Origin of the sequence: Cryobacterium sp. Sr3, from assembly GCF_004402835.1 — a bacterium.
In the GTDB taxonomy this organism is placed as follows: Bacteria; Actinomycetota; Actinomycetes; order Actinomycetales; family Microbacteriaceae; genus Cryobacterium; species Cryobacterium sandaracinum.
On sequence record NZ_SOFA01000002.1, the window covers coordinates 43,758 to 56,288 of the forward strand.

The following is a 12,531-nucleotide window of genomic DNA, read 5'->3' on the forward strand; positions in this document are numbered from 1 at the left end:
GCCCACTTGGACCCGTACCTATAAAGAGGAGTCTGGTGCCAGGCACTAAGAAGCTGGTCATTGTCGAATCGCCGACGAAGATGAAATCGATCGCCGCGTATCTGGGCGACGGCTACGAGGTCTTGTCCTCGGTCGGCCATATTCGCGACTTGATCGAGCCCAAGAACCTGCCACCCGAACTGAAAAAGGGTCCGCTCGGCAAGTTCTCGGTCGACGTGGAAAACGGTTTCGAGCCGTATTACGTCGTGTCCGACGCGAAGAAGAAGACCGTGGCCGAACTCAAACGGGCCATGAAGAACGCCGACGAACTCCTGCTCGCGACTGATGAGGACCGCGAAGGCGAGGCCATCGCTTGGCACCTGCTGCAGGTCCTGCAGCCCAAGGTGCCGGTCAAGCGCATGGTCTTCCACGAAATCACCAAGGAAGCCATCCTTCAGGCGAAGGACAACACCCGCGACCTCGACACCGCCCTCGTCGACGCGCAGGAGACCCGGCGCATCCTCGACCGCATCTACGGCTACGAGATTTCCCCCGTGCTTTGGCGCAAGGTCGGCCCGGGCCTGTCCGCCGGCCGCGTGCAGTCCGCGGCCACCCGCCTCGTCGTCGAACGCGAACGCGAGCGCCTCGCGTTCGTGTCGGCCGGCTATTGGGACCTCATCGCCCAGCTTGCTACCGGCGCGTCCCGGGCGGATTCCGCATTCCAGTCGAAGCTCGTGCGCTTGGGCGGGGAGCGCATCGCCTCCGGCGGCGACTTCGACGACCTCGGCCGGCTGAAACCCAAGGTGACGGCGGTCACGCTCGACGAGGCATCCGCCCTCGCCCTGGCCACCGCCCTCAAGGAACCATCGGTCGCCCTGACCGTGACGAAGGTGACCGCCAAGCCCTACCGTCGTAGCCCGGCCGCGCCCTTCACCACCTCGACCCTGCAGCAGGAGGCGGCCCGCAAGCTGCGCTTCACCGCCCGCCAGACCATGAGCGTGGCCCAGTCGCTCTACGAAAACGGGTACATCACCTATATGCGAACCGACTCGCCGTCGCTGTCGCAGCAGGCGATCACGGCCGCGCGCACCCAGGCGGCGGCGCTCTACGGCCCCGAAACGGTGCCCGACAAGCCCCGCCTGTACAAGGGCAAGAGCAAGAACGCTCAGGAGGCGCACGAGGCGATCCGTCCGTCCGGCGACACATTCCGCACCCCTTCGGCGCTCGCATCCACTCTGCGCGGCAACGACTTCAAGCTCTATGACCTGATCTGGAAGCGCACCGTCGCCTCGCAGATGGCGGATGCGACCGGCTCGACCGCGTCGGTGACCATCGCGGCCGGGCCGACCGGCACGTCCACGCACCCCGCGACATCCGGGGTGCTCGCGGAATTCGCCGCCAGCGGCACCGTGATCACGTTCCGCGGCTTCATGCTGGCCTATGAGGAATCCCGTGACGAGGAGCGCAACGCACCCACCGACGCCACCGAGTCCAAGCTGCCGCCGCTCGAAGAGGGCCAGAAGCTGACCCTGCTCGACGTGGAAGCCAAGGGCCACGAGACCACCCCGGCCGCCCGCTACACCGAGGCGAGCCTGGTGAAGAAGCTCGAGGAGCTCGGCATCGGCCGCCCCTCGACGTACGCGTCGATCATCTCCACGATCACCGAGCGCGGCTACGTCACCCCCCGCGGCCAGTCGCTGGTGCCCAACTGGATCGCCTTCTCCGTCGTTCGCCTGCTCGAGGAGTACTTCTCCGACCTGGTCGAATACGACTTCACCGCCGAGATGGAAGACGACCTCGACCGCATCGCCGACGGCAAAGCCGACCGGGTGGACTGGCTGACCAGCTTCTACTTCGGTTCCGACAAGCACCGCGGCCTGCGCCAGGTCATCGACAACCTCGGCGAGATCGACGCGCGCTCGATCAACTCGATGCCCATCGGCGACGACATCACCCTGCGCATCGGCAAGTACGGTCCCTACCTCGAGGTCATCGACCCGGGCGCGGCACCGGATGCCCCGCCGCGCCGGGTGAACATCCCGCCGAACCTGGCCCCCGACGAGCTGACCCCGGCGAAAGCCCGCGAACTCATCGACGCGCCGGTCATCACCGACCGCGTGATCGGCGAGAACCCGGAGAACGGCAAGCGGATCGTGGCGAAGGACGGCCGGTTCGGCCCCTACGTCACCGAGCTGGAGCCCGAGGTCGAGGTCGTCGAACCCGGCGAGACCATCGACCCGGTCACCGGCGAGGTGACCCTGCTTGCCGATTCGGCCGCCGCCGAGGCTGCCTCCACGACCAAAACGACGGCCGCGGCCGCGAAGCCCAAGCGCAAGCCCCCGGCGAAGAAGGTCGCCGCGGTGAAACCGCGCACGGCCTCGTTGTTCAAGACCATGGACCTCGCCACGATCGACCTCGACACGGCCCTGCATTTGCTCGCCCTGCCGCGCGTGGTCGGCCTCGACCCGGAGACGGGCGCGGAGATCACGGCCCAGAACGGCAAGTTCGGCCCGTATCTCAAGAAGGGCGTGGACACCCGGTCACTGACCAGCGAGGACCAGATCTTCGAGATCGATCTGGCCGGTGCGGTCGACCTGTACGCCCAGCCCAAGTACGGCGCCCGGCGGGCGTCGAGCGCGCTCAAGGAGTTCGAGGCTCCCGACCCCGAGAGCGGCAAGGCGATCAAGATCAAGGACGGCCGGTTCGGCGCCTACGTCACCGACGGCATCACCAACGCCACCATCCCGAAAGCCGAGACGGTGGAGGAGGTCGACTTCGACCGCGCCGTGCAGCTGCTCGCCGACAAGCGCGCCAAGGGCCCGGCCGTCAAGAAGGCGCCGGCGAAGAAGGCCCCGGCCAAGAAGACGGCGGTCAAGAAGGCCCCGGCGAAGAAGACGGCGGTCAGGAAGGCCCCGGCTCGGAAGTCGGCCGTCAAAAAGCCGACTCCGTCGGGTGCCACCACGACGGTGCGCGCTCAGCGCACCCCGGCTCAGAAGGCCGCGACGGCGGCCAAGGCTGCGGCGACCCGGGCGGCCACCGCGGCCGCGAAGGCCGCGACCCAGGCGTCGTCGCTGTCGTGACCCGAGAAGTTCCGGAAGCCGTGACCGGTCCCGCCGCTGCCGGGCTGTTCATCACCCTCGAGGGTGGTGACGGGAGCGGCAAGACGACCCAGTCGGAGCTTCTCACCGACTGGCTCCGGCAGAGCGGGCGCACCGTGCTGCGCACCCGCGAGCCCGGCGGAACGGATGTCGGCGGCGCCATCCGTGAGATCGTGCTGCACCACCGCGGTGAGATCGCACCGCGGGCCGAGGCGCTCCTCTACGCCGCCGACCGGGCCCAGCACATCGCGACCGCGGTGCGGCCGGCGCTCGCCCGAGGCGAAGTGGTGATCCAGGACCGCTATCTGGACTCATCCGTCGCCTACCAGGGTGCCGGACGGGTGCTCGACGCCACCCCGGTGCGTGATCTGTCGCTCTGGGCGGCGGAGGGACTGTTGCCCGCGCTGACCGTGCTGCTCGACCTCGACGAGACCGTGGCGCGCGGCCGCCTCGACGCTGAGAACAAGCCCTTCGACCGGCTCGAGGCGGAGAAGAGCGACTTTCACCGCCGGGTGCGCGCCGCGTTCCTCGCCCTGGCCGACGCCGAGCCGGAGCGGTTTCTGGTCGTGGACGCCGGGCGTCCGGTGGCCGAGATCGCCGCCGTCATCCGCGACCGGGTCGCCGCGCTGCTCTAGGGATGGTGTGAACGGATGTCCGAGGCCGCTGCGGCCCGGCGGCCCGCCGCTGCGGCGGCATCCGTTTCACGCGCGGGCTCGCCGTGCGCCGTGCGCCGTGCGAATTCGACGGAGATTTTGGCCCTGGACCCCGTTATCGGCCCCAAACCGGCCGTTTTCGGCAAAATCTCCGTCGAATTGGTTCGGCACCAGGCGCGGTGCTGCGCCGGCTGGACGGAATGCGCCGACTGGACGGGCCCTGCCGGGGGCGCAACCAGCTGACGGCGCCGGCTGGACGAGCTCTAAGCCCTCTGTCACCGACGAAAGGTACTCTGGTCCGATGACTGTGTGGGATGGCCTGACGGGTCAGGCGAGAGCGATCGCGATCTTCCGCGCGGCGGCCGAACGTCCGAGTGACGGAAACGCCGAGGCGCGCGCCGGGTCGGCCATGACGCACGCCTGGCTGATCACCGGGCCGCCCGGCTCGGGCCGCTCCAACCTCGCGTTCGCCTTCGCGACCGCGCTGCTCAGTCCCGGCACCGAGGCCGGTGACGAGAGCGCCCGCCGCCTGGTCGACGCCCGGACGCATCCCGACCTGACCGTGCTCTCCACCGAGGGCGTCATCATCAAGATGGACTCGGTCAAAGAGGCCGTGAAGCGCTCGCAGTACTCACCGTCGGTGGGCCGTTACCGGGTGGTCGTGGTCGAAGACGCCGATCGCATGGTCGAGCGCACCTCCAACGTTCTGCTCAAGGCTTTGGAAGAGCCGCCGGAGCGCACCGTGTGGATTCTCTGCGCTCCCAGCGAGGCTGACCTGCTGCCCACGATCCGGTCCCGCGTGCGATCGGTGCGGTTGCGGGTGCCGAGCATCGACGACGTCGCCGAGCTGCTCGTGGCCCGGGACGGTGTCGACCGGGCCACCGCGGAACGAGCCGCTCGGGAGGCGCAGAGCCACATCGGCATGGCCCGCCGCCTGGCGACGAACCCCGAGGCGCGAGCGCGACGCGAGGAGACCCTGCGGGCGGCCCTCGGCATCCGCGGCGTGTCGGCGGCGGTGAATGCGGCGGCCCGGCTGCTCGCCGTCGCCGGTGACGACGCGAAGGCGATCACGCTCGAGCGCGACGCCGCCGAGCGTGAGGGCGTGTTGCGCTCCCTGGGCGTCGAGCCGGGACAGTCGGTCCCGCCCGGCCTGCGCAGCCAGATCAAGGCCCTCGAAGATGACCAGAAGCGGAGGGCCACCCGCAGCCTCCGCGACGGGATCGACCGCATCCTGGTCGACCTCACCTCGCTGTACCGCGACGTGATCATGGTGCAGCTCGGCCGGGAGACCAGCGTCATCAACCGGGAACTCCTCACGGAGGTGCGGGCGGCGGGAACCGTCTGTGCGCCCGCCGCCACGCTCTTCACCCTGGACGCGATCGCCCAAGCCCGGCAGCGGATCGAATCGAACGTGGCGCCGGCGCTGGCCCTCGAGGCCATGCTCGTATCGGCAATCCGCCGGTGACCGAGAACACGTCCCAGAAAAGGGGAATCCGTTGACCAGACGAACTCGCGTGCGCACCCTGTCGGCGCGTGCCAGGGCCACCGCCCTGGCACTGGTGCTCGCCATGGGCCTCAGCGGCTGCGTGCCGCTGTTCCTGCCGGGGCAGGCGCCGACCACCTCGGTCCCGACCGGGGAGAAGGTCGACGCCGACCTCGAACCGTTCTATGACCAGGTGCTGAAGTGGGCGGACTGCGACTCCGGCCTGCAGTGCACCACGGCTTCGGCGCCGCTCGACTGGGCCGACCCGGGCAGCGGCGAGACGGTCGACCTGGCGCTGGTGCGGCATCCGGCCACGGGCACCCGGGTGGGTTCCCTGCTGGTCAATCCCGGAGGCCCCGGCGGCTCCGGTTACGACTTCGTGAAGGATTCCCTCGACTACGCCACGGATGCGAAGCTGCAGGCCGGTTTCGACGTCGTCGGTTTCGACCCGCGCGGGGTGGGCCGTTCCTCGGCGGTGAGCTGTTACGAACCGGCTGAGATGGACGAGTACCTCTACGGCTTGCCCGCCGCGGTGCGGGGGAGCGACGCCTGGATCCAGGAGCTGTCGACGGCCGCCGTCGACTTCGGGGCCGCCTGCCAGGAGAATACCGGCGCCCTGCTCGCACACGTCGACAGCCTCAGCGCAGCCCGCGACCTCGACCTGCTGCGCGCCGCGCTCGGTGACGAGAAGCTCAACTTCCTCGGCTACTCCTACGGCACCTTCCTCGGTGCGACCTACGCGGACCTCTACCCCGAGCGGGTCGGACGCCTCGCCCTCGACGGCGCCCTCGACCCGTCCACCAGCAACGCCGATGTGACCCGGGTGCAGGCCACCGGGTTCGAGAACGCGCTGCGCTCCTATCTGGCCGACTGCCTGGCCGGCGAGGAGTGCCCCTTCGATGGCACCGTCGACGAGGCCATGACTACCATCGGAGCCCTGCTCGCCTCGGTTGACGTCAGCCCGATCACGGCCACCGACGGCCGTCGACTCGGCGCGAACACGCTGCTCACCGCCATCATCTACCCGCTCTACCAGGCCACCGCGTGGCCGAACCTGAGCGAGATGTTCGCGAGCGTTCTGCAGGGCGATGCCGACATGGCCTTCCAGTTCGCGGACGGCTACAATGGCCGGTCCGCCGACGGCACCTACCGCGACAACGCGACCGAGGCCTTTCTGGCAATCAACTGCGTGGACTACAGCTACAACGACGATCCCGCCTCGATGCGCGCGCAGGCCGCCGAGATCGAACAGGCCGCCCCGACGATCGGCAAGTACATGGCGTTCGGCGACATCGGCTGCGCCAACTGGCCCTACCAGTTTGAAGGGGAGCGGTCCGAGATCGCCGCCGAGGGGGCCGACCCGATCCTGGTCATCGGCACCACCAACGACCCGGCCACACCCTATGTGTGGGCCGAGAACCTGTCGGAGCAGCTCGCCAGCGGCCACCTCGTCACCTTCACCGGCGAAGGGCACACCGCCTACAACAAATCGAACGACTGTGTGAACTCGGCCGTCGACGATTACCTGCTGAAGGGCACGGTGCCGGCCGAAGACCCGATGTGCTGAGCATCCGCCTGGCTGCAGATTTGCGCGCTGTGTAAGAATTGAGGCATGTCGCTGCACCACGAGGAACCGGGCCTACGCGAACGTAAGCGGCTCGCAACGCGACGCGCCATCCAGCGCGCCGTGTTGACGCTCTCCTGCGAGCGGGGGCTCGAGAAGGTGACCGTCGAGGACATCAGCCGGCTCGCCGATGTGTCGCCGCGCACCTTCTTCAACTACTTCCCCTCGAAGGATGCCGCGCTGGTCGGCGACGAACTCGACCTCGCGTCCGAAGAGCAGATCGAGGCCTTCGTGCACGGCGGCCGCGATGGGGACATCCTGGCCCAGCTGGCCGCGCTGCTCTCGGTCAGCCTCAGGAACACCGAGGGTGACCGGGAGATCCACCAGCTGCGGCGTCAGGTCATGAAGGAGAATCCCTACCTGTTCGGGATGCGGATGGCCACCCTGCGCAACTTCGAGGGTCGACTGCAGGAGATCGTCACCCGGCGCTTCGTCGTCGACCACCCCGAGCTCGGCGCCGGCTCGGCGCAGCTTGAGCAGCGGGCGCTCCTGTTCACCCTGGTGGCCGTGGCTGCGCTCCGCCACGCCTGGCGGTGCTGGGCCGACTCCGACGCGGCCCGCCCCCTGGCCACGCACGTCGCGGCATCCTTCGCGGACCTGTACGAGATGACCCTGAAGACCAGCTAGACTTTGTAGCTGTGTCCGAGGTTTTCCGAGAGGAATAATCGTGACGCCGCCTTAGCTCAGTCGGTAGAGCGTCTCACTCGTAATGAGAAGGTCATCAGTTCGATTCTGATAGGCGGCTCCATCTCAACTCAGGCAGCCGTGGCTTTCGCTCGTGCCGCGCACGCCCGGCACGCAAGTGCTCACCGCGAAGTCACCCGAATCGCGTACAGGGGCGTTGGGCTCGTGGCCGGGACGAAATCGACCGCCTCATCGACCGAAGTCGCCTCACCCGCGTGGTCGCCAACCGCAACCTCGCGGAAAGCCACTTAGTGCACGCACGCACGCACGCACGCGGCGCGGCTCATCGAGCTGATACCGCCCTACTGAGCCCGCAACCTGAGGCTGACTGAGCCGACCGGGGCATCCGTCGTCACGTAAACGCGGAGATTTTCGGGAAACGCCGGTTCTACGGCCCGGCCGAGCGGCGTGTTGCGAAAATCTCCGGAGTCACCGTGCTGTCCCCACGGATGCCCGGTGCCGGGCCGCCGGACCAGGTCGCCGGGTCGTGACGGGCTCGGCCGCCGGCCGCCCGCGATCGCTAGGCTGATCCCATGACCGACACAACCCGCACCGACACTATTCGCTGGGGAATCCTGGCCACGGGCGGGATCGCCCACGCATTCACGGACGACCTCGTCCGGAACGGTTTTCAGGTGCAGGCGGTCGGTTCCCGCTCGCAGGCGTCGGCGGATGCCTTCGCGGCCGAGTTCGGCATTCCCACGGCTCATCCGAGCTACGAGGCCCTGGCCGCGGACCCGGATGTCGATATCATCTACATTTCGACCCCGCATCCGTTTCACGCCGAGAACGCCAAGCTCGCCCTGAATGCCGGCAAGCATGTTCTGATCGAGAAGCCGATCACCCTGAACGGCGCCGAGGCCCGCGAGGTCGTCGACCTCGCCGCGACCCTGGGGCTGCTGGTGCTCGAGGGAATGTGGACCCGGTTCCTGCCGCACATGGTGCGCATCCGCGAGATCCTCGCCGAGGGCACCCTCGGCGACGTGCGCACCCTGATCGCCGATCACACCCAGGACCTGCCGGATGACCCGGCGCACCGGCTGAACGCCATGCACCTGGGCGGCGGGGCGCTCCTCGACCTCGGCATCTACCCGCTCACCTTCGCGTCCGAACTGTTCGGACGCCCCGAGACGATCCTCGCGACCGCCACCTTCAAGGCCACCGGCGCCGACGCGCAGATCGCCACGACCTTCCGCTACGCGGGCGGGCAGATCGCCCAGACCCTGTCGGCCAGCAACACCACCGGCCCGAATACGGCCACCATCCTCGGCACGCTGGGCCGCATCGACATCGACCGGGTCTGGTACTCGCCCACGGACTTCCGGGTGCTCAACAGCGCCAACGAGGTCATCGAGACCTTCACCGCCGAGATCAACGGGCGCGGCATGCACTACCAGGCGGCCGAAGCGGAGCAACTGATCCGGGCCGGCAAGATCTCGAGCGACATCCTGCCGGTCGAGGAAGTGGTGGCGATCATGGAGACGCTCGACCTGGTGCGCGCGCAAATCGGCCTGCGGTACCCCGGGGAGTAAGCGGGAGTCCGTGCGCTGTGCTCCGGTCGATAATCTGACCAGTAGAGCGGGAGGGGGCAGAATGGCGCCGCGTGGATCCAGTGGTGGTGTCACGAACCGGCCTCACCGCCCCCATACGTGGCCGTTGCGGCTCCTCGGCGCGCTGGTCGCGTGCTCCGTCGTCGAGCCGCTCGAGTTCGTTCCGCCCGTCGGATGACGCCACCCCCCGTTTTGGGGTGGTCGTACTCGGGGGCGTTGGTCCATCGGCCCATGACGGCTCGGCTAGCGTGTACGCAACGGGAGCGGGGGATCCGATGCACGCCAACGCGCACGCGGATCGAATCGATGACCGCTCCCTTCGCCATGCGCGGCTCGGCCGCTGGATCCTGTGGCTGATGTGGGTGCTGCTGATCGGTTACGCGATCGGCCTGTTCGCCTCCTTCGGCCCGGTTTTCACCGGTTCCTTGTCGCTAATCACTGCGGGGCTCCCGGCCCTGCTCTGCTGGGCAGCCGCGCTCTGCGCGGAGCGCGGCCGCACGCAGCTGATTCTGGTGTCGGCCGCGATGACGGCCTTTACCCTCGGCAGCACCTATTACCTGCTCGCGGGCGCGGCGACCCTCTCGTTTCCGTCTCCGGCCGACATCGGTTACACGCTTTTCTATCCGCTGATTCTGGCCGGACTGGCTGTCCTGGTCCACCGTCAGCGTGGTGAAATACCCCGGTCGGTCCTGGTGGACGGAGCCATTGGGTCGCTTGGCGCGGCATCCGTGCTGGCCGTGTTGCTCAGCCCGGTGATTGCATCCGCGGGTGTCTGGCCGCCCTCCCCGGCCGCCCTGGTGTCCGCCAGCTACCCTCTGCTCGATCTGTTGCTCGTGTCGGTCATCACGGGGATTGCCGCCGCCCGCGGACTCGACGTGGGCCGACGGTGGGCCCTGCTGGTGCTCGGACTCCTGATCTTCGCGGCAACCGACGCCGTCTACGCCTTCCAGGTTTCCGCCGGAACGTACACCTTCGGGGAGCCGTTGGATGCGGGCTGGGCGCTCGGCCTCACCCTCATTGCGGTCTGGGCGTGGGACCTGGCTCGGCCCGGTGTCACCGCCCGGCGCCCCCTGAGCGGCGTGTGGACCCTCGCGGTGCCCGGGGCAGCCACGATCGCCGGGATGGCGGTGCTCGTCCTCGGCACGCAGGTGAAGATCTCCACAGGCGCCGTGCTCCTCGCAGGCGTGACCCTGGTGCTCGGGACCGTGCGCACCCAGCTCGCCTCCCGGCAGATCGGGCGGATGGCCGACCTTCACCGCCAGGCGAGCACCGACGACCTGACCGGGCTGCCGAACCGGCGCGCCCTCTACGCCGAGGCATCCGCTCACCTCGTGCCCGGGGACGGCCACCGGAGCGCCCTGCTGCTCCTGGATATCGACCGGTTCAAGGAAGTGAACGACAGTCTCGGCCACGACGTCGGCGATCTGCTGCTGGTGCAGGCCGGATCGCGCCTGTTCGATCAGCGACGACCGGGCGATCTTCTCGCCCGGCTCGGCGGCGACGAGTTCGCGCTTTTGATCCAGGACGCCGGCCACGACGAGGCCGTGGCGGCGGCCGTGCGGCTGCGGGCGGTCCTGGCCCGGCCGTTCACGCTGGAGGGCATCGCGATCGAGTCCAACGTCAGCATCGGCATCGCCCTATTCCCCGACCAGGGTGACACCCTCAAGGTGCTGCTGCGCAAGGCCGACATGGCCATGTACAAGGCCAAGTCCTCCCGCAGCGGGCACCACGTCTTCGTCTGCTCCGACGACGATCACGGCGACTCCAGGCTGCGGATGATGGAAGACCTGCGCGGCGCCCTCGCCATGGACGAACTCGTGCTGCACTACCAGCCCAAGATCGAGCTGGCCACCGGGCACGTGCACGGTGTGGAGGCGCTGGTGCGCTGGCAGCACCCGAGCCGGGGTCTGCTGCCTCCCGACGTGTTTCTGACCCTGGCCGAAGACGTCGGGCTCATGCGCGACCTGACCCGGATCGTGCTGGGAAAGGCGCTCGACCAGGCCGCGGTCTGGCGTGCGCAGGGAACACCGCTGACCGTTGCGGTCAACATGTCTCCCAGCACCCTGATCGAGTCCGATCTGCCCGCACGCATCGCCGCCATGATCCAGGTGCGGGGGTTGTCGGCCGCCGACCTGATGCTGGAGATCACCGAAGAGTTCCTGATGGAAGACCGGGCCAGGGCCAGGGACATCCTGATCCGCCTGCGGGAGAGCGGCATCCGCATTGCCGTGGATGATTTCGGCACCGGCTACAGCTCCCTCGCCTACCTCCGGGACCTGCCGATCGACGAGCTCAAACTCGACAAGTCCTTCGTGTTCCCGATGGCCGACGACGCCAGGGCCGCGGCCCTGGTGGCCTCGATCATCGCGCTCGCGCACAGCCTCGGCGTGCGCATGGTGGCGGAGGGCGTCGAGGACGCCGTCGCCTACGCCGAGCTGACCCGGTACGGCTGCGACGAGGCCCAGGGCTTCCACATGTCCCGCCCGCTTCCGGCCGCGGCACTGGATGCCTGGCTCGCCGCCCGGCACGCGCCGGCGGCCACGCGGGCGCCGTCGCAACGCCGCAGTAACGCCGTTGCAACGCCGTGGGCACGAGGCACAGGCTGACTCACAAGCCCGGCGGGTAGGGTTCACGGGTGGAAGAATCGAAGCCTCGCAAACGCCTCGCGGCCGTCCTCGTCACCGTGGCGGTGCTGCTGGGCGCGGGTGCCGTCCTGATCGGGGCGTCGACCCGGGCCCCGGATGCCGCGGCCACCGCCTCCATCGCCGCCGCGAACACCGGTGCGAGCGTGAACGTGCCGGCCGCGGAACCCGTTTCGGAGCGCCCCGTGCCGGCCACCGCCTCCGATGCCAGAAACTTGCGTACGTGTTCGGTCTCAGCGCTGGCCGCCGACCCCCGGTTGGCTGATTTCCAGGCCCAGGTGATCAACGCCAGCACCGGCGAGGTGCTCTTCGACCGCGGCGGCGATACCTCCTCACGCACGGCGAGCGTGCTCAAGGTGCTGACCAGCGCCGCCGCCCTTGAGGTGCTCGGACCGGACTACCGGGCCACGACCACCGTCGTCACCGGCAGCACACCGGGGTCTGTCGTGCTGGTCGGCGGGGGAGACCTCACCCTCACGCGCCTGCCCACCGGCACGGAATCCGTCTACCCCGGCGCAGCCCACGTCGATGAGCTCGCCCGCCAGACCCTCGCCGCCTGGCGGGCGAACCCGGCGAACCCGCCGATCACCTCCCTCGTGCTGGACGCCTCGTTCTTCGGCGGGCCCGGCTGGGAACCGAGCTGGGATGAACTGGAACGCAACGCCGGTTCCATGCCCGACGTGACCGCCCTGCAGGTCGACGGTGACCGCGACGACCCCTCGCGTCAGAGCTCTTCCCGCAGCGCCGACCCCGTCGGGCGCGCCGGCGCGGCCTTCGCCGCCGCGCTCGGCGGCGGCGTGAGCGTCAGCGTCGGCACC

At 69.0% G+C, this 12,531-nt stretch carries 8 protein-coding genes and 1 tRNA gene; all 9 read left to right on the forward strand.

Annotated elements, in window-relative coordinates; genetic code table 11:
* The first annotated feature begins 35 nt into the window (after positions 1–35).
* Positions 36–3,059, forward strand: a complete 3,024-nt coding sequence (topA, locus tag E3N94_RS00815; protein ID WP_104099402.1) for a type I DNA topoisomerase — start codon at positions 36–38, stop codon at positions 3,057–3,059.
* Entirely contained in the window at positions 3,056–3,712 is a 657-nt protein-coding gene (gene tmk, locus E3N94_RS00820) for a dTMP kinase (RefSeq protein WP_233191130.1), read from the forward strand. Before topA ends, tmk begins: the two co-directional genes overlap by 4 nt.
* A gap of 319 nt (positions 3,713–4,031) precedes the next feature.
* Positions 4,032–5,195, forward strand: a complete 1,164-nt coding sequence (locus E3N94_RS00825; RefSeq protein ID WP_134569619.1) for a DNA polymerase III subunit delta' — start codon at positions 4,032–4,034, stop codon at positions 5,193–5,195.
* Positions 5,196–5,226: 31 nt separating this feature from the next.
* A complete protein-coding gene (locus E3N94_RS00830; RefSeq protein WP_241987024.1) occupies positions 5,227–6,780 on the forward strand; it encodes an alpha/beta hydrolase in 1,554 nt (517 codons plus the stop codon).
* 45 nt (positions 6,781–6,825) lie between these two features.
* Positions 6,826–7,464, forward strand: coding sequence for a TetR family transcriptional regulator (locus tag E3N94_RS00835; RefSeq protein ID WP_104170792.1), 639 nt, complete (start codon positions 6,826–6,828; stop codon positions 7,462–7,464).
* A 45-nt stretch (positions 7,465–7,509) separates the two neighbouring features.
* Positions 7,510–7,585: transfer RNA gene (locus tag E3N94_RS00840), tRNA-Thr, on the forward strand.
* 469 nt (positions 7,586–8,054) lie between these two features.
* Positions 8,055–9,053, forward strand: a complete 999-nt coding sequence (locus E3N94_RS00845) for a Gfo/Idh/MocA family oxidoreductase (RefSeq protein WP_104099405.1) — start codon at positions 8,055–8,057, stop codon at positions 9,051–9,053.
* A gap of 266 nt (positions 9,054–9,319) precedes the next feature.
* On the forward strand, positions 9,320–11,677 hold the full coding sequence (locus tag E3N94_RS00850) for an EAL domain-containing protein (protein WP_206750945.1): 2,358 nt from the start codon (positions 9,320–9,322) through the stop codon (positions 11,675–11,677).
* 29 nt (positions 11,678–11,706) lie between these two features.
* Positions 11,707–12,531 (forward strand): D-alanyl-D-alanine carboxypeptidase (locus tag E3N94_RS00855; RefSeq protein WP_174776109.1); only part of this gene is annotated, 825 nt, incomplete at its 3' end.

Bases quoted from the DNA above. Each gene is read 5' to 3' on its own strand.
- E3N94_RS00845 (WP_104099405.1), top strand. From the start codon at position 8,055: ATGACCGACACAACCCGCACCGACACTATTCGCTGGGGAATCCTGGCC.
- E3N94_RS00825 (WP_134569619.1), top strand. From the start codon at position 4,032: ATGACTGTGTGGGATGGCCTGACGGGTCAGGCGAGAGCGATCGCGATC.
- E3N94_RS00835 (WP_104170792.1), top strand. From the start codon at position 6,826: ATGTCGCTGCACCACGAGGAACCGGGCCTACGCGAACGTAAGCGGCTC.